This window comes from Pseudomonas lactis (genome assembly GCF_001439845.1).
GTDB classification, from domain to species: Bacteria; Pseudomonadota; Gammaproteobacteria; order Pseudomonadales; family Pseudomonadaceae; genus Aquipseudomonas; species Aquipseudomonas lactis.
This window is the reverse complement of the sequence record NZ_JYLO01000012.1, coordinates 272,611-291,176: the sequence shown is the minus strand read 5'-3', so window position 1 is coordinate 291,176 and position 18,566 is coordinate 272,611. Positions and strand designations below refer to the sequence as shown.

Sequence of the window (18,566 nt, the reverse complement as noted above, 5' to 3'; positions counted from 1 at the left end):
TACCGGCCACAGCGCAGACAAAGCCAAGACATATCCACACGCTAGGTTTAATGTAACTGCCCTGCGCTATGGTTAGCGCTGTCTGGAACCCAGTCCTTGCGATAAGACTGGATGTTCCGGGCTTTGAAGTGTCCTAAAGGCAGTCCCCGTAATAAAAAGGAAACCCGCAGCGATGGCGTACTACCGCACCCCTCATGACGTTACCGCGCTGCCCGCCTGGCAAGCGCTTGTTCAACATCGCCAAGCCATGCAGGATTTCAGCATGCGCGAGGCGTTCAATGCCGATCCTCAGCGTTTTTCCCAGTTCACCTTGAGCAGCTGCGGACTTTTCCTCGATTACTCGAAAAACCTGATCACCAGCGAAACCCGCGACCTACTGGTGGGCCTGGCCAAGGAAGTCAATCTCAAGGCGGCGATCGACGCGCAGTACGCTGGCGAACCGGTCAACTCCTCGGAGGGCCGCCCTGCCCTGCACACCGCCCTGCGCCGCCCGGTGGGCGACAAGCTGTCGGTCAACGGCGTGAACATCATGCCGGACGTGCACAAAGTGCTGAACCAGATCACTGACTTGGTCGGCCGTATCCACGACGGCCTGTGGCGTGGCTACACCGAGAAGCCGATCACCGACGTGGTGAACATTGGCATCGGTGGCTCGTTCCTCGGCCCGGAGCTGGTCTCCGAGGCCTTGCTGTCCTATGCCCACAAAGGCGTGCGTTGCCACTACCTGGCGAACATCGACGGCAGCGAGTTCCACGAACTGACCATGAAGCTGCGCGCCGAGACCACGCTGTTTATCGTCTCGTCCAAATCCTTCAACACCCTGGAAACCCTGAAAAACGCCCAGGCTGCCCGCGCCTGGTACCTGGCCCAGGGGGGCTCGGAAGCCGAGCTGTATCGCCACTTCATCGCCGTCTCGAGCAACAATGCCGCGGCCGTGGCGTTCGGTATCCGCGAAGAGAACATTTTCCCAATGTGGGACTGGGTCGGTGGGCGCTACTCGCTGTGGTCGGCCATCGGCTTGCCAATTGCTTTGGCCATCGGCATGTCCAACTTCAAGGAACTGCTGTCGGGTGCCTACACCATGGACCAGCACTTCCTGAACGCACCGTTCGAAGCCAACATGCCCGTGCTGCTGGGCTTGCTGGGCGTGTGGTACGGCAACTTCTGGGGTGCGCAGAGCCATGCGATCCTGCCGTACGACCATTACCTGCGTAACATCACCAAGCATTTGCAACAGCTGGACATGGAATCCAACGGCAAGAGTGTGCGCCAGGACGGCACGCCCGTGTCCACCGATACCGGCCCGGTGATCTGGGGCGGCGTGGGCTGCAACGGCCAGCACGCTTACCATCAGTTGCTGCACCAAGGGACTCAGCTGATCCCGGCCGACTTCATCGTACCGATCGTCAGCTTCAACCCGGTGTCCGACCACCATCAGTGGCTGTACGCCAACTGCCTGTCCCAGAGCCAGGCGCTGATGCTCGGCAAGACCCGCAGCGAGGCCGAAGCCGAGCTGCGTGAGAAGGGCCTGCCGGAAGCCGAAGTACAGAAGCTGGCACCGCACAAGGTGATCCCGGGCAACCGTCCGAGCAACACCCTGGTGGTCGAGCGCATCAGCCCGCGTCGCCTGGGCGCATTGGTGGCGATGTATGAACACAAGGTGTTCGTGCAGAGCGTGGTGTGGGGCATCAATGCCTTCGACCAATGGGGCGTGGAACTGGGCAAGGAGCTGGGCAAAGGCGTGTACAACCGCCTGACCGGCGCCGAAGAAACCTTGGCCGAGGATGCTTCGACCCAAGGCCTGATCAACTACTTCCGCGGTCGTCACCGCGGCTGAAGCCGTGCATTCAAGGCCAACGTCCGTTTGGACGTTGGCCTTGAACCCTCCCGCCTCAGGGTGCATCTTTATGACTTGTCGCAAAAACAAGAATAAGGAGTGCTCATGTTCGATATCAGCACCTTTCCCACCGCCGATGCCGTCCGCCGGGCTGCGCAGCTCAGTCAAGAGGACTACCAGCGCCTCTATCGCCAATCCATCGATCAGCCAGACACCTTCTGGGCCGAACAGGCCAAGGGCTTTCTCGACTGGATAAAACCCTGGCACAGCGTCCAGCAGTCAGACATCCACACCGGTGCCGCCCAATGGTTTGCCGGTGGTCAGTTGAATGTCAGCTACAACTGCATCGACCGCCACCTGGCGCAGCGCGCCGATCAGCCGGCCTTCATCTGGGAAGGCGATGATCCGTCAAAATCCTGCACGATTACTTACCGTCAACTGCACCAAAACGTCAGCCGCCTGGCCAACGTCTTGAAAAGCCGTGGCGTGAGCAAAGGCGATCGCGTGTGCATCTACATGCCGATGATCCCCGAAGCGGCCTACGCCATGCTGGCCTGCACGCGAATTGGCGCGGTGCACTCGGTGGTATTTGGTGGTTTCTCCCCGGACGCCCTGCGTGACCGCATTCTCGACGCCGATTGCCGCACCGTGATCACCGCCGACGAAGGCGTACGCGGTGGCAAACCCGTGGCGCTGAAACAGAACGTCGACAAAGCCCTGGCCAGTTGCCCGAATGTCAGCACGGTACTGGTGGTGGAGCGCACCGGAGCGAGCGTGACTTGGCACGAAGGCCGCGACCTCAAGTACCAAGCCGCCCTGGACGCCGCCAGCGACAACTGCCCACCCGAGCCGATGGACGCCGAAGACCCACTGTTCATCCTCTATACCTCCGGCAGCACCGGCAAACCCAAAGGCGTGCTGCACACCACCGCTGGCTACCTGCTGCAAGCGGCGATGACCTTCAAGTACGTGCTCGACTACCAAGAGGGTGAAGTGTTCTGGTGCACCGCCGACGTGGGCTGGGTCACCGGCCACAGCTATATCGTGTATGGCCCGCTGGCCAATGGCGCCACCTCGCTGATGTTCGAAGGCGTGCCGAGTTATCCGGACAGTTCGCGTTTCTGGCAGGTCATCGATAAACACCAGGTGAATATCTTCTACACCGCGCCCACCGCCCTGCGTGCCCTGATGCGTGAAGGCCACGGCCCGTTGCAGAGCACATCCCGCGCCAGCCTGCGCCTGCTGGGCAGCGTCGGTGAGCCGATCAACCCGGAAGCCTGGGACTGGTATTTCAACGCCGTCGGCGAACAGCGCTGCCCGATTGTCGATACCTGGTGGCAGACCGAAACCGGCGGCATCATGCTCAGCCCGCTGGTCAGCGCCCAGCGCATCAAACCGGGCTGCGCGACACAGCCCATGTTCGGCGTACAACCGGTGTTGCTCGATGAACAGGGCAAGGAAATCAGTGGCGCCGGCAGTGGCGTCCTGGCGATCAAGGCCAGCTGGCCGGGGCAGATTCGCAGCGTCTACGGCGACCCGCAGCGCATGATCGACACCTACTTCAAGCCCTACCCCGGCTACTACTTCACCGGGGATGGCGCACGGCGCGATGAAGACGGCGACTACTGGATCACCGGGCGCATCGACGATGTGATCAACGTCTCGGGCCATCGCATCGGCACCGCCGAGGTGGAAAGTGCCCTGGTGCTGCATGACCAGGTCGCCGAAGCCGCTGTGGTGGGCTATCCCCACGACGTCAAAGGCCAGGGCATTTACGCGTTTGTCACCCCCATGAATGGCGTCGAACCCAGCGACGCGTTGAAAAAGCACCTGCTGGAGTTGGTCAGCAAGGAGATTGGCAGCTTCGCCAAACCGGAACTGATCCAATGGGCGCCAGCCCTGCCGAAAACCCGCTCTGGCAAGATCATGCGGCGTATCTTGCGCAAGATCGCCTGCAACGAACTGGACAGCCTGGGCGACACCTCGACCCTGGCCGACCCCAGCGTGGTGGACGGTTTGATCGACAAACGCCTCAACCGGTAGCGCCAGGATAATCCCCGGCCTGTGCAGGCCGGGGTTAGCTGTTAAACTTCGCGCCCCCTTTTTCTTATTCATCTGCAAGCAAGGCGCGCTCCATGACTCCCTTGAATCAGGCGCTGCGCGCCGCCCTCGATCACCGCCAAGACCTGATCAACACGCTGCACAGCCAGGGTACGGACTGCTATCGGCTGTTCCACGGCAGCCAGGAAGGCGCCGGCGGCTTGACCATCGACCGCTATGGTCCGCAATTGCTGGTACAAAGCTTCCACCAGTCCCTGGAAACGGCAGACCTGCTGGACCTGCACCAACTGATCAACCAGTACATGGGCCTGGAATTGTTGCTGGTGTACAACGACCGTGCCCGCGGCAACTCACGCATCGACCGCGAAGACACGGTGTACCGCGCAGAGCCTGGCGCATTGGAAGATCTGGTCGGCCACGAGTGGGGCCTCAATTACCGTGTGCGTGGGCGCCACGCCGGGCAAGACCCACTGCTGTTCCTCGACCTGCGCAACACCCGTGGCTGGGTCAAGGACCACAGCGCCGGCAAAAGCGTGCTGAACCTGTTCGCCTATACCTGCGGCGTCGGTTTGAGCGCGGCTGCGGGCGGTGCACGCGAGGTGTGCAACCTGGATTTTGCCGAGGGCAACCTGGCGGTGGGGCGTGAAAACGGCCAACTCAACCCGCAGTTGCCGAGCATGGAATTCATACAGTCCGACTACTTCCCGGCGATTCGCCAACTGGCAGGCCTGCCCATCACCCAGCGTCGCGGGCAGAAGCTGCCGAGCTATCCGCGCCTGGAACAGCGCCAGTACGACCTGGTACTGCTCGATCCTCCCGCCTGGGCCAAGAGCGCTTTCGGCACCGTCGATTTGTTGCGCGACTATCAAAGCCTGCTCAAACCCGCACTGCTGGCCACCGCCAACAATGGCGTGCTGATTTGCTGCAACAACTTGGCAAAGGTCAGCATGGAGGACTGGCGTGAGCAGGTGCTGCGCTGCGCGGAAAAAGCCGGGCGCCCGGTGCGCGAGTGGCAAGTGATGACACCTGGGGCCGACTTTCCTTCCAGGGACCAACAGCCTCCGCTGAAGACCCTGATCCTGCATTTGTAGGAAGTTTCCCAGCGCCCACGGTTCTTCGGAACCGAATTCCCGTGCCATACTCCAAGGCACTCTTGTTCGACATAGATGGCGTTCACCCATGCCCAAAGGATTGATCCGCGCCGTAGGCGCCTTGTTGACCGCCCTTGCTTTGTACAGCTTGCTGGGCTTTCTGATATTACCCGGCATCGCCCTTCGCATTGCCAACCAACAGTTGGCCAACTACGCCACAGTGCCGGCGCGAATCGAGCGTATCGAGCTCAACCCCTTCAGCCTGGAACTGACGCTGTGGGGCCTGAAGATTGGTGAGCCGGGCAAAGAGCAAGTGGGTTTCGAACGCCTCTACGCCAACCTGCAGATCGACAGCCTCTGGACCCGCGCCCTGCACCTGGCCGATGTGCAACTGGACAAGCCCAAGACCGAACTGCTGTTCGACAAGTCCGGCCAACTGAACCTGGCGCAGCTGTTCAAACTGCCACCGAGCGAGCCAACCCCGGCCGATCCTGATGCCAAGCCGTTCCCACTGCGTATCGACAGCATCAAGCTGGCCGGTGGTAACGTGCATTTCCAGGACCTGCGCCCCAGCGAACCCATCGAATTCCTCTACGACGAACTCGACTTCGAGCTGAAAAACCTCAGCACCTTGCCCGACGACAATGCCGACATGACCCTGGTCGCCGCTGGCCCCGAAGGGGGTCAGATCGACTGGAAAGGCAACTTCAGCCTGGTACCGATCACCTCCGAAGGCACCTTGAAGGTTACCGACGGCAAGATGAAAGCGTGGTGGCCGTATGTGCGTGACGCCCTGCCACTGGTGCTGGAAGACGGGGTGCTCAACTTCAGCACTGACTACAAATTCAGCCTGGCCAAAGAGACCGAGCTGAACCTGACCAACACCGCCGCCAGTATCGCCCCCTTCGCTATCAAGGCCCCCGATGGCCGGCCACTGGCGCGCCTGGAACGCCTGGACGTCAGCGAAACCACGGTAGACCTGGCCAAGCAGCAGGTCATTGTCGGCAAGATCCGCAGCAACAAGCTGGAAACCTGGGCCGCCCGTGAGGCCGATGGTCAACTGGATTGGCAGAAACTGTTCGCCAGCCAACCGAGCAAACCGGCCAAGGCACCGGAGCCAGCCGCTGCCGACGCGCCTTCGGCGCAACCGGCGGCACCGAGCAAGCCGTGGCAAGTGCTGCTCAAGGATGTGCAACTGCGTAACTATCAGGTGCACCTGGCAGACCGCCAGGTAAAACCTGCGGTCGCGCTGGAACTGGGCCCGTTGAATGTCGACGTACAGAACTTCGACAGCCTCAACCAGAGCCCCTTTGCCTTGAAGATCGACACCGGCCTGGGCAAACAAGGCAAGATCCAGGCAGCCGGCGAGGTTAACCTCAACCCCGTCAGCGCCAAGCTGAAAGTGAACACCCAGGACATCGACCTGCGGGTCGCCCAGGCTTATATCAGCCCGTTTATTCGCCTGGAATTGCGCAGCGGCATGCTGGGCAGCAACCTGGACGTGAACCTCAAAAGCACCGAGCCACTGGCCCTTCAGGTCACCGGCCGCGCTCAGGTTGACCAGTTGCATACCCTGGACACCCTCAAGACCCGCGACTTCCTAAAATGGCAACGCCTGGTGCTCGAAGGCGTGAATTACCAGCACGGCCAAAGCCTGTCGATCGACAAGGTCAACTTGTTGCAGCCGTATGCGCGCTTCATGATCAACGAAGATCGCACCACCAACATCGACGACCTGCTGATCCCGCAGCCCGCCGACAGCGGCAGCAAGTCGGCCGCCAAACCTGCCGCCAGTAACGACAAGCCCTTGGGCATTCATATCGGCCAGATCGCGATCAACGACGGTTCGGCCAACTTTGCCGACTTTAGCCTCACGCCCAACTTTGCCACCGCGATTCAACAGCTCAACGGCCAGATTGGCACCATCGATAGCCGCCAGGCCAAACCGGCCAGCGTCGACATCAAGGGCAAGGTGGACCGTTACGCGCCAGTGACGATCAAAGGCAGCGTGAACCCGTTTGACCCGATGGCCGCGTTGGACATCGCCACCAGCTTCAAGCGTGTCGAGTTGACCAACCTGACACCTTACTCGGGCAAGTTCGCAGGCTTCCGCATCCGCAAAGGCCGCCTGAATCTCGATCTGCACTACGTGATCACCAAAGGCCAGTTGAAGGCTGAAAACAAAGTGGTGGTCGAGCAACTGCAATTGGGTGAAAAAGTCGACAGCTCCGATGCCGTGGACTTACCGATTCGCCTGGCTGTCGCCCTGCTCAAGGACTCCGACGGCAAGATCTCCATCGAACTGCCGGTAAGCGGCGACCTGAACAACCCACAATTCAGCGTGATGCCGATTGTGTGGCAAACCCTGCGCAACCTCGTGGTGCGCGCGGCAACAGCGCCCTTCAAGTTCATTGGCGGGCTGGTCACCGGTGGCGGCTCTGAAGACTTGGGCAATGTGTCGTTCGCCGCAGGCTCCAGTGAGCTGAACAAAGACGCCGAAGGCGCTCTGAACACCCTGGCCAAGGCGCTGAAAGAACGCCCTGCCCTGCGCCTGGAAATTGAAGGCACGGCCGCTGCCAGCAGCGACGGGCCGTTCCTGGCCGCACAGCGACTGGAACGCGAATACCAATACAACTATTACAAGATCCTCCAGCGCCGTGGCGACAAAGTCCCGGCCCAGGCCTCGTTGCTTGAAGTGCCGGAGAAGGAAAAAGCACCCTTGCTGGAAGGCATCTACCGCACCCGTCTCAAACAGCAACCACCGGCCGAATGGAAAGACCTGGGCAGCGACGAGCGCTCGGCGAAGCTCAAGGACGGGGTGATCAAGTTCTGGAGTGGCAGTGACGTGCTACTGCGCCAGTTGGGGCAGGACCGAGCCAGCACCATCAAGGATTACCTGGTAGACAAGGGCCAGTTGGAAGATGACCGCGTGTACTTCATCGATGCGCAGTTAGGGCAGGCCGAGAAAGACGGCCGAGTGATCACTCCTATGCACCTGGATGCTGAGTAACTTCTAAGCCCCCCCCAACCTAACGTGGAAGCTGGCTTGCCTGCGATAGCATCACCTCGGTGCAACTGAATGACCGAGGTGCCCGCATCGCAGAATAAGTATCTACACAATTTTGTAGGTTGTAGCAGCCGACGGTAACCACGATGCGAAGCGAGTCGCTCTTGATCTTGCTCTGCTTTTGATCTCAAGCGCCCCGTTAAACCACGCTGGCCGGAATTCGACAGGGATTTGGGGGGTAAACCGGCAAGGATGCCGGGTTAGCCGCCCCGCGCCATGGATGGCGCGTGGCGGCGGCCCCCCAAATCACTGGCGGATTACGGGCACACCGAGCCTAAGCGAGGTGCCGAGTGGTGGGGCAAGAGCGTTTTGCTTACTTTTGCGCTTTTCAAAAGTGAGCCGCTGTCAGAGCGGAACCCTAAGCAGCCGTTACCGCAGCAATGGATATGTACACAATCCAACTGTGTTGACTGCCAGGCCGCCTTCGCGAGCAAGCCCGCTCCCACAGTAGGATCGTTTGAGTGTCAGGTAGCTGGGCGTCGGCTGTCAGGCCGTCTTCGCAGGCAAGCCAGCTCCCACATTTGGATCGTGGTGTGTCAGGCACATCTGCGTCGGTTGGTAGGTCGTCACGGGAGCAAGCTCCCTCGCCACAGGTTCAGCGTCGCTGCGAAGTTGTGTAGACACCTATGCGTATCGCAGGCAGCTCCCACATTTTTTGGGCCTGATCATTCTGTTTCAGCCTGAAATAGAACAGGCCCCAACACAAGTGCCGGGGCCTGTAATGACCACATCCGTGTGGTCGGTCGCATGAACTCCAGAGGTGCGTCAGGTGGATATCTAGCTCACCCTAAGCCGCCGCTATTCAGTTCAAACGAAACGTTCAGCGTTACTCTGCTTTCAGGCCATCGGCCGATACAGCTTTAACGCCTTTGATCTTCTTGGCGATGTTCACAGCTGTAGTTTTCTGAGCCTCGGTGACCGCTGCGGTCGACGACAGGGAAACTACGCCTTTGTTGGTTTCGACTTTGATGTCGGTGCCAGGAATGCCTTTCTCGGTTACCAGATCAGCTTTTACCTTGGTGGTAATCCAAGTATCCGAAGTCCCTTCCTTGGCTTTGTCGATGTTGTCAGCTTTCACAGCACCGCCAGCCAGCAGGCCGTCAGCGGAAACTGCAGTCACACCTTTGATTTTCTTGGTGATGGCTACAGCAGTAGCTTTCTGCGAATCCGAGATAGCGACGTCGGAGGACAGGGAAACCACACCTTTGTTGGTCTCAACCTTGATGTCCGAACCTGGAATGCCTTTTTCGGTCAGCAGGTCAGCTTTGACTTTAGTGGTGATCCAAGTATCCGAAACGCTTTCCTTAGCCTTGGTCGCTTCACCGGCCGCCAAAGTCATAGGGGCTTGGGAAGTCTGAGCAAAGGCTACGTTAGCACCCATGGCCAGGGTCAGAGCGGTAGCAGTAGCGAGAGCGAACTTCTTCATACGAGTAACTCCTGTTTTATTAAAAGTCTGCAGGCGTAAACCTTCATGCTGCAGCGCTACCAGGGATATTGCAGGCAGTGTGCCAACTCGCCGAACAGATTAAATCCCTTATTAAACAATGACTTATGAAAAGCATGAATTTTCGAAATCGTGCAACTTGCATGAAGCTCATCGTGCCTGCATGCAAGTTGCGGCTTTTGGGCGGCGCTAAACAGCTGATTCTGCTTCATTTTCTTGCGCCCATAAAAAAAGGACTCCGAAGAGTCCTTTTTTCAGCGTAAAGCCTGCGGGTGATTAAACGCCCGAAGCCTTGGCTGCTGCAACGTCCTTGATGGACAGCTTGATACGGCCGCGGTTGTCCACGTCCAGTACCAGCACTTCCACTTCCTGGCCTTCTTTCAGAATGTCGGTCACTTTCTCAACGCGAGCATCGCTCAGCATGGAGATGTGAACCAGACCGTCTTTGCCTGGGAGGATGTTGACGAACGCGCCGAAGTCGACGATGCGCTCAACCTTGCCGACGTAGATCTTGCCGATCTCGGCCTCAGCGGTGATACCCAGGACGCGCTGGCGTGCTGCCTCAGCCGCTTCCTTGGTTTCGCCGAAGATCTTGATCGAGCCGTCGTCTTCGATGTCGATCGAAGCCTTGGTTTCTTCACAGATCGCACGGATGGTCGCGCCGCCTTTACCGATGACATCACGGATTTTGTCGGTGTCGATTTTCATCGCGATCATGGTCGGAGCATTTTCCGACAGTTCGGTGCGGGACTGACCAATGATCTGGTTCATCTGGCCGAGGATGTTCAGGCGCGCTTCCAGGGCTTGGCCCAGAGCGATTTCCATGATTTCTTCGGTGATGCCCTTGATCTTGATGTCCATCTGCAGCGCGGTCACACCTTTAGCGGTACCGGCTACTTTGAAGTCCATGTCGCCCAGGTGGTCTTCGTCACCCAGGATGTCGGTCAGGATGGCGAACTTCTCGCCTTCTTTAACCAGGCCCATGGCGATACCGGCAACCGGTGCCTTCATTGGCACACCGGCGTCCATCAGTGCCAGGGAAGCACCGCAGACCGAAGCCATGGAGCTGGAACCGTTGGACTCGGTGATTTCCGATACAACACGGATGGTGTACGGGAACACGTCAGCGGCAGGCAGCATGGCCTGAACCGAACGGCGAGCCAGACGGCCGTGACCGATTTCGCGACGACCTGCACCGCCCATACGACCACACTCGCCCACCGAGAACGGAGGGAAGTTGTAGTGCAGCATGAAGGGGTCTTTTTTCTCGCCTTCCAGGGTGTCCAGCAGTTGTGCGTCACGGGCAGTACCCAGGGTCGCAACCACCAGGGCCTGGGTTTCGCCACGGGTGAACAGCGCCGAACCGTGGGTCTTGGGCAGTACGCCGACTTCGATGTTCAGCGGGCGTACGGTGCGGGTGTCGCGACCGTCGATACGTGGCTTGCCGTTAACGATGTTTTCGCGAACGGTGCGGTATTCGATCTCACCGAAAGCCGCTTTGACTTCGCTGGAAGAAGGCTGGCCTTCTTCACCGGACAGCTTGGCAACAACCTGGTCTTTCAACTCGCCCAGGCGAGCGTAACGGTCAGCCTTGACGGTGATGGTGTAGGCGTCGGAGATGGCAGCGCCGAACTCGGAGCGGATAGCGCCCAGCAGTTCGGTGGCTTCCGGGGCAGCAGCCCAGGTCCAGGTCGGCTTGGCAGCTTCGGCAGCCAATTCTTTAACCGCGTTGATCACAACCTGGAACTCGTCGTGAGCAAACAGTACGGCACCCAGCATCTGGTCTTCGGTCAGCTCTTTGGCTTCCGATTCAACCATCAATACGGCTTCGGACGTACCGGCAACGACCATGTCCAGGCTCGAGGCTTTCTGTTGCTCGTAAGTCGGGTTCAGCAGGTAGCCGGTGCTTTCGTGGAACGCAACGCGGGCAGCGCCGATCGGGCCATCGAAAGGAATACCGGAGATGGCCAGGGCGGCCGAGGTACCGATCATCGCAGCGATGTCCGGATCGGTCTTCTTGCTGGTGGAAACGACGGTGCAGACAACCTGCACTTCGTTCATGAAGCCTTCTGGGAACAGCGGACGGATCGGACGGTCGATCAGTCGGGAAGTCAGGGTTTCTTTCTCGGAAGGACGGCCTTCGCGCTTGAAGAAACCGCCAGGGATCTTACCGGCAGCGTAAGTTTTTTCCTGGTAGTGAACGGACAGAGGGAAGAAGCCCTTGCTCGGGTCAGCGGTCTTGGCGCCAACAACGGTCACCAATACGGTCACGTCGTCGTCAACGGTAACCAGCACTGCGCCGGAGGCTTGACGGGCGATACGGCCTGTCTCGAGGGTAACGGTCGACTGACCGAACTGGAATTTTTTGATAACCGGGTTCACGGTGTCCTACCTTCTTTGTGGCTCTTGGGGGAACTTGTCTTCTTGCGAAATTCTTGGGCAATGCCGGGAATCGGCCCGACGCTCGTCCAGGGTAAAACGTATATCCAGATAAAACTTGAGGCTGGGAGCCTACCACGGGCCACCGGGAATCCCGATGACACGCGGCAGACAACCAACCTCTAGCGCAATCGCTTATTAGCGACGCAGACCCAGGCGACCGATCAGAGTCTGATAACGACCCAGATCCTTGCCTTTCAGGTAGTCCAGCAGCTTACGGCGCTGGTTTACCATGCGGATCAGACCACGACGGGAGTGGTGGTCTTTACCGTTGGCCTTGAAGTGACCTTGCAGTTTGTTGATGTTGTGGGTCAGCAGTGCAACTTGCACTTCTGGCGAACCAGTGTCACCAACAGCTTGCTGATAGTCAGCTACGATTTGTGCTTTTTCTTGAACGTCGAGAGCCATGAGGCAATCCTTTTTTTAAGGAAACCACCCAAAGGGCAGTTTCAACAGGCCAGGGACAAATCCCTGTATCTAAAAATGAGTAGTGACCATGCCTGTTAACAGCCACACTCGTCCGGTCATTCTGACCGAATCAGCCGACGCGGCGCGATGCGCCCGTCTTCGCTCACTTCACCGATACCGATAAAGCGACCGTTATGATCCTGTACTCGCACCATGCCGAACTTCGGGGCATCCGGGGCGCGTACCGGCTGGCCGTTGAGCCAGTAGAACGCGCTGTGCTCCGAGAAGTGCAGCAGCGGCCAATCGAGCAAACCGCTGTCCGATGGCATCAGGAAGCGATCAACCGCTTCATTGCCGCCTTCGGCATGTACCGCTTCCAACTCTTCCAGCGTGACCGTCTGGGCCAGGCTGAAAGGCCCGGCCTGGGTGCGTCGCAGTTCTGCAACGTACGCGCCGCAACCGAGCTTTTCACCAATATCTTCCACCAGGGTACGGATATAGGTGCCTTTGCTGCAGTCCACGCCCAAACGGGCAGTGTCGCCTTCGCAAGCGAGCAATTCCAAGCGCGCAATAGTAACAGAACGCGGTTCGCGCTCCACTACTTCGCCCGCACGTGCCAGCTTGTAAAGTGGCTGGCCATCGCGCTTGAGTGCCGAGTACATCGGCGGTATCTGACTGATTTGCCCACGAAAAGCGGGTAAGGCAGCTTCGATATCCGCACGACCAACGGTCACGTCGCGAACCTGCAAAACATCACCTTCGGCATCTGCCGTGGTGGTGGTCTTGCCCAGTTGCATCAGGGTTTCGTAACCCTTGTCGGAATCAAGCAGGTATTGCGAAAACTTGGTGGCCTCGCCAAAGCACAACGGCAATACACCGGTGGCCAATGGATCAAGGCTGCCGGTGTGCCCGGCCTTCTCGGCGTTGAGCAGCCAGCGAACCTTCTGCAACGCGGCATTGGAGGTAAAGCCAATGGGTTTGTCGAGCAGAATGATGCCACTGACGTTGCGACGAATACGTTTGACCTGAGCCACCGCTTACTCCTTGGCGTCGTCAGGTGTGGACGGATGCTGGCTGTCTTCAGCCACGGCGCGTTCGATCAGGGCCGACAGGTGCGCGCCACGCACGACGCTTTCGTCGTAGTGGAAGTGCAACTGCGGAACGCTGCGCAGCTTCATTTCACGGGCCAACTGCATACGCAGGAAACCTGCGGCGGAGTTGAGCACCTTGATGCTTTGCGCGATTTCTTCGCTGCTGTCCTGCCCCATCACGGTGATGAAGATCTTGGCGTGACCCACGTCACGGCTCACTTCAACAGCGGTAATGGTGACCAGGCCAACGCGTGGGTCTTTGACTTCGCGACGGATCAGTTGGGCCAGCTCACGCTGCATCTGATCGCCGATACGCTGGGTACGGCTGTATTCTTTTGCCATGTCTTGTTACCTGTTACTGCCACACGGTGAAACCCGTGGGGTCTGAAAGCGGCAAACGCCCGGCCTGACAAAAGCCAGACCGGGCGTTGCGTTTAGAGTCCTGACGCTGCGCGGGGCATCTGCATGCCCACACGCTGCGCGGCTCCTGAAGTGCGCGAGTTAGAGGCTGCGAGCAACCTGAACCTTCTCGAAGACTTCGATCTTGTCGCCAACCTTGACGTCGTTGTAGCTCTTGACGCCGATACCGCATTCCATGCCGGCACGTACTTCGGCAGCGTCATCCTTGAAGCGGCGCAGGGATTCCAGCTCGCCTTCGAAGATAACGATGTCTTCACGCAGTACACGGATTGGACGGTTACGGTACACAGTGCCTTCAACCACCATACAGCCGGCGATCGCACCGAATTTCGGCGAGCGGAACACGTCACGCACCTCGGCGATACCCAGGATGTTCTCCCGGACGTCGCTGCCAAGCATGCCGGTAAGGGCTTTCTTGACGTCTTCGATGATGTCGTAGATGACGTTGTAGTAACGCATGTCCAGGCCTTCCTGCTCGACGATCTTGCGAGCGCCAGCATCGGCACGCACGTTGAAGCCGAACAGTACAGCGTTGGAAGCCAGTGCCAGGTTGGCGTCGGATTCGGTGATACCACCGACACCGCCACCGACAACGCGCACTTGCACTTCGTCGTTACCCAGGCCGTTCAAGGCGCCGTTCAACGCTTCGAGGGAACCACGAACGTCAGACTTGAGGACGATGTTAAGCGTCTTCTTCTCTTCCTGGCCCATGTTCTCGAAGATGTTTTCCAGCTTGCCGGCGTGAGCACGGGCCAGCTTGACCTCGCGGAACTTGCCTTGACGGAACAGAGCCACTTCACGGGCTTTCTTCTCGTCGGCCACTACGCTCATCTCGTCGCCAGCGTCCGGCGTACCGTCCAGGCCGAGAATCTCGACTGGGATGGCAGGACCGGCTTCCTTGATTGGCTTGCCGTTCTCGTCGAGCATGGCACGTACACGGCCGTAGTTCGAACCGACCAGCACCATGTCGCCTTGGCGTAGGGTACCGTCTTGAACCAGCACGGTAGCAACCGGGCCACGGCCCTTGTCAAGACGGGACTCAACCACGACGCCACGGCCAGGAGCCGATGGAGTAGCGGTCAGTTCCAGGACTTCGGCTTGCAACAGGACCGCTTCGAGCAGTTCGTCAACGCCGGTACCCATTTTTGCCGAGACCGATACGAATGGCGTCTCGCCACCCCATTCCTCGGACGTCACGCCGTGAACCGACAGTTCGCTACGGATGCGATCGAGATCAGCGCCCGGCTTGTCGATTTTGTTCACGGCAACGACCAGAGGAACACCGGCAGCCTTGGCGTGCTGGACAGCTTCAATGGTCTGCGGCATTACGCCGTCGTCCGCTGCAACCACCAGGATCACGATGTCGGTCGCCTTGGCACCACGGGCACGCATTGCGGTAAACGCGGCGTGACCTGGGGTGTCGAGGAAGGTGACCATGCCGCGCTCGGTTTCAACGTGGTATGCACCGATGTGCTGGGTAATACCACCGGCTTCGCCTGCGGCAACCTTGGCACGACGGATGTAGTCGAGCAGGGAAGTCTTACCGTGGTCAACGTGGCCCATTACGGTCACAACCGGCGCACGGGAAACCGCTTCACCTTCAAACTTCAGGGACTCGGCCAGGGAATCTTCCAGGGCGGTGTCGCTGACCAGGGTCACTTTGTGGCCCAGCTCTTCAGCAACCAACTGGGCAGTTTCCTGGTCCAGTACCTGGTTGATGGTGGCTGGAGTGCCCAGCTTGAACATGAACTTGATGATTTCAGCAGCCTTGACCGACATCTGCTGGGCCAGATCGCCCACAGTGATGGTCTCGCCGATCTTCACTTCACGCACGACAGGGCCGGTTGGGCTCTGGAAACCGTGGGCGTTGCGCTTCTTCAGCTTGGCCTTGCCGCGACCACCACGACGGAAGCCATCGCTTTCTTCGTCGGTGGTACGTGGGGCAACGCGTGGCGCAGGCGCTTTCTCTTTGACCGAGGCGCGGTGCGGAGCGTTTTTACGCTCGCCATCGCCACCACCACCGCGACGATTGTTGTCGTCAGCACGTGGTTTGTCCGGACGACGAGGCTCGTCGCGCTTGCGGGCATCTGCTGCAGGAGCAGGTGCAGCAGCAGCCGGGGCAGCCTCACGCACAGCTTCAACAGGGGCGGCGACCGCGTCAGTGGCAGCAGGTTGCGCAGCAGCAGGCTGGCGACGCGCTTCTTCTTCGGCGCGACGCTTGGCTTCTTCTTCAGCCTTCTGACGTGCAGCATTTTCTACTGCGCGACGTTCTTCCAGCTCGCGTTTGCGCTCGGCTTCGATTTCTTCCGGGCTGCGCTGTACGAAGACTTTCTTCTTGCGTACTTCAACGCTGATGCTCTTGCTACCTGCAACCCGCAGGGTGCTGGTGGTTTTGCGCTGCAATGTAATCTTGCGCGGTTCTTCCACTTTCGCCTTGTGGCTGCTCTTCAAGTGAGTCAGCAAAGACTGCTTCTCACTATCGCTCACACCTTCATCGGCGGCGGTGTGCGGCAGACCTGCCTCACGCATCTGCTGCAACAGGCGCTCTACCGGTGTTTTGACCTCATCGGCCAGTTGTTTCACCGTGACTTGCGTCATGCACTTCTCTCCTCAGGCCGCGCCTAATTACTCGAACCAATGGGCTCGGGCGGCCATGATCAACTTGCCGGCACGATCTTCGTCAATGCCGTCGATGTCGAGCAGATCGTCAATAGACTGCTCGGCCAGGTCTTCGCGGGTAATTACGCCGCGCACCGCCAGTTCCATCGCCAAATCCTTGTCCATACCCTCAAGCGAGAGCAGGTCTTCGGCCGGATGGGCGTCTGCCAGCTTTTCCTCAGTAGCGATGGCTTTAGTCAACAAACGATCCTTGGCCCGAGCGCGGAGCTCGTTGACGATATCCTCGTCAAAGCCGTCGATGTTGAGCATTTCTTCCAACGGTACGTAGGCAATCTCTTCCAGGCTGGTGAAGCCTTCATCTACCAGCACCTGTGCCAGTTCTTCATCGACTTCCAACTCTTCGATGAAGTTGCGCAGGATGTCACCGGTTTCAGCTTGCTGCTTAGCCTGGATGTCCGATTCGGTCATCACGTTCAGGGTCCAACCGGTCAGTTGGCTGGCCAGACGCACGTTCTGACCACCACGACCAATGGCCTGAGCCAGATTGTCTGCGCCAACGGCGATGTCCATTGCATGGGCATCTTCGTCAACGATAATTGCCGCCACTTCAGCTGGCGACATGGCGTTGATCACGAACTGCGCCGGGTTATCGTCCCACAGGACGATGTCCACACGCTCACCGCCCAATTCGCCCGACACTGCCTGGACGCGCGAACCGCGCATACCGATGCAAGCGCCTTGCGGGTCGATGCGTTTGTCCTTGGAGCGGACCGCGATCTTGGCACGCGAACCCGGGTCACGGGACGCAGCCATCACTTCGATCAGGCCTTCGGCGATTTCCGGCACTTCGATACGGAACAGCTCGATCAGCATTTCCGGCGCGGTACGCGACAGGATCAACTGTGGGCCGCGGTTCTCGGTGCGGATTTCCTTGAGCAGCGCACGCAAGCGCACGCCGACACGGAAGGTTTCGCGAGAGATGATGTCTTCGCGGGCCAGCAACGCTTCGGCGTTGTTGCCCAGGTCGACGATCACGTTGTCGCGGGTAACTTTTTTCACGGTGCCGGAGATGATTTCACCCAGGCGTTCGCGATAGGCGTCAACGACTTGAGCGCGCTCGGCTTCGCGAACCTTCTGCACGATGACCTGCTTGGCGGTCTGTGCAGCAATACGGCCGAATTCGATCGACTCGATCTTTTCTTCGACAACATCGCCAACCTGAGCGCCCGGATGCGTTTGCGCAACCTTGCTTGGCCAGGTTTCGATTGCCGGATCATCAAGATCGTCCTCTTCGACCACCGTCCAACGACGGAAAGTCTCATAGGCACCGGTGTGGCGGTTGATTTCCACACGCAGATCTACTTCGTCTTCAAAACGTTTCTTGGTAGCAGTGGCCAGGGCCAGCTCCAACGCTTCAAAAATCACGCTTGCCGGTACACCCTTTTCATTGGATACCGACTCAACAACCAGCAGTACTTCTTTGCTCATCGTACGCCTCGCCTTTCGCAAGCCATTGGATCCGCGGGATCCGCGTCTCAGTCAAAACTGGGAATAATGTTGGCCTTGTCGATCATATCGATCGGCAACAGGAACTCATGGTCTTCTACCTGCACCACGACATCCTGCTCTTCTACACCGCGCAGAAGGCCCTGAAAGTTGCGTCGCCCTTCAAAGGGGGAGCGCAGCTTGATCTTCACTTGTTCACCGGCATATTTAGCAAACTGCTCGATAGTGAACAGTGGGCGTTCCATGCCTGGCGAGGAAACTTCAAGGGTGTATTCAACGGAGATTGGATCTTCAACATCCAGCACACCGCTGATCTGACGGCTGACAATGGCACAATCGTCCACCAGCACGCCGCCCTCTTTATCGATATAAACGCGCAACATTGAGTGGCGACCTTGAGCCGAAAACTCAATACCCCAGCATTCATAGCCTAGGGCCACGACCACCGGGGCCAACAAGGCCTGCAACTCTTCTAGCTTGCTCGACACCTGAACCCCCTCGTGCATGTATGTGCATGCTGTGCAAAATAAAAAAATGGGCGAAACGCCCATCCTTGAAACGCCGTCGAACAGCGGCGTTGAAA

General features: G+C 58.9%; 12 protein-coding genes. 4 read left to right on the top strand and 8 right to left on the bottom strand.

Annotated features, from left to right (window positions below; genetic code table 11):
* The first annotated feature begins 172 nt into the window (after positions 1 to 172).
* The 4 genes from pgi (at position 173) to TX24_RS22190 (ending at position 7,999) form a co-directional block, all read left to right on the top strand.
* Positions 173 to 1,837: a glucose-6-phosphate isomerase gene (gene pgi, locus TX24_RS22205; RefSeq protein WP_003194166.1), complete on the top strand. Its 1,665-nt coding sequence runs from the start codon at positions 173 to 175 to the stop codon at positions 1,835 to 1,837.
* A gap of 105 nt (positions 1,838 to 1,942) precedes the next feature.
* Positions 1,943 to 3,880, top strand: a complete 1,938-nt coding sequence (gene acs, locus TX24_RS22200; RefSeq protein WP_057711122.1) for an acetate--CoA ligase — start codon at positions 1,943 to 1,945, stop codon at positions 3,878 to 3,880.
* Between the two features lie 92 nt (positions 3,881 to 3,972).
* A complete protein-coding gene (locus TX24_RS22195; protein WP_044268589.1) occupies positions 3,973 to 4,989 on the top strand; it encodes a class I SAM-dependent rRNA methyltransferase in 1,017 nt (338 codons plus the stop codon).
* A gap of 88 nt (positions 4,990 to 5,077) precedes the next feature.
* On the top strand, positions 5,078 to 7,999 hold the full coding sequence (locus TX24_RS22190) for a DUF748 domain-containing protein (protein ID WP_057711121.1): 2,922 nt from the start codon (positions 5,078 to 5,080) through the stop codon (positions 7,997 to 7,999).
* Between the two features lie 883 nt (positions 8,000 to 8,882).
* Here TX24_RS22190 and TX24_RS22185 read toward each other — a convergent pair.
* The 8 genes from TX24_RS22185 to rimP all read right to left on the bottom strand — a co-directional run bounded on the left by TX24_RS22185 (position 8,883) and on the right by rimP (position 18,471).
* Positions 8,883 to 9,482 (bottom strand): BON domain-containing protein, encoded by a 600-nt coding sequence (locus tag TX24_RS22185; RefSeq protein WP_057711120.1) that lies wholly within the window; start codon positions 9,480 to 9,482, stop codon positions 8,883 to 8,885.
* 294 nt (positions 9,483 to 9,776) lie between these two features.
* Positions 9,777 to 11,882 (bottom strand): polyribonucleotide nucleotidyltransferase, encoded by a 2,106-nt coding sequence (gene pnp / locus TX24_RS22180; protein WP_003194180.1) that lies wholly within the window; start codon positions 11,880 to 11,882, stop codon positions 9,777 to 9,779.
* A gap of 195 nt (positions 11,883 to 12,077) precedes the next feature.
* On the bottom strand, positions 12,078 to 12,347 hold the full coding sequence (gene rpsO / locus TX24_RS22175; RefSeq protein ID WP_003177875.1) for a 30S ribosomal protein S15: 270 nt from the start codon (positions 12,345 to 12,347) through the stop codon (positions 12,078 to 12,080).
* Positions 12,348 to 12,463: 116 nt separating this feature from the next.
* Positions 12,464 to 13,381 (bottom strand): tRNA pseudouridine(55) synthase TruB, encoded by a 918-nt coding sequence (gene truB, locus TX24_RS22170; RefSeq protein ID WP_057711119.1) that lies wholly within the window; start codon positions 13,379 to 13,381, stop codon positions 12,464 to 12,466.
* A 3-nt stretch (positions 13,382 to 13,384) separates the two neighbouring features.
* Positions 13,385 to 13,780, bottom strand: a complete 396-nt coding sequence (gene rbfA / locus TX24_RS22165) for a 30S ribosome-binding factor RbfA (RefSeq protein WP_044268596.1) — start codon at positions 13,778 to 13,780, stop codon at positions 13,385 to 13,387.
* Positions 13,781 to 13,939: 159 nt separating this feature from the next.
* The gene (infB, locus tag TX24_RS22160) at positions 13,940 to 16,456 is read right to left on the bottom strand and encodes a translation initiation factor IF-2 (protein WP_003194185.1); all 2,517 of its coding nucleotides are present in this window, start codon (positions 16,454 to 16,456) and stop codon (positions 13,940 to 13,942) included.
* Between the two features lie 27 nt (positions 16,457 to 16,483).
* Positions 16,484 to 17,965 (bottom strand): transcription termination factor NusA, encoded by a 1,482-nt coding sequence (nusA, locus tag TX24_RS22155; protein WP_003194187.1) that lies wholly within the window; start codon positions 17,963 to 17,965, stop codon positions 16,484 to 16,486.
* A 47-nt stretch (positions 17,966 to 18,012) separates the two neighbouring features.
* Positions 18,013 to 18,471, bottom strand: coding sequence for a ribosome maturation factor RimP (gene rimP / locus TX24_RS22150; protein ID WP_032873230.1), 459 nt, complete (start codon positions 18,469 to 18,471; stop codon positions 18,013 to 18,015).
* Positions 18,472 to 18,566: the final 95 nt, after the last annotated feature.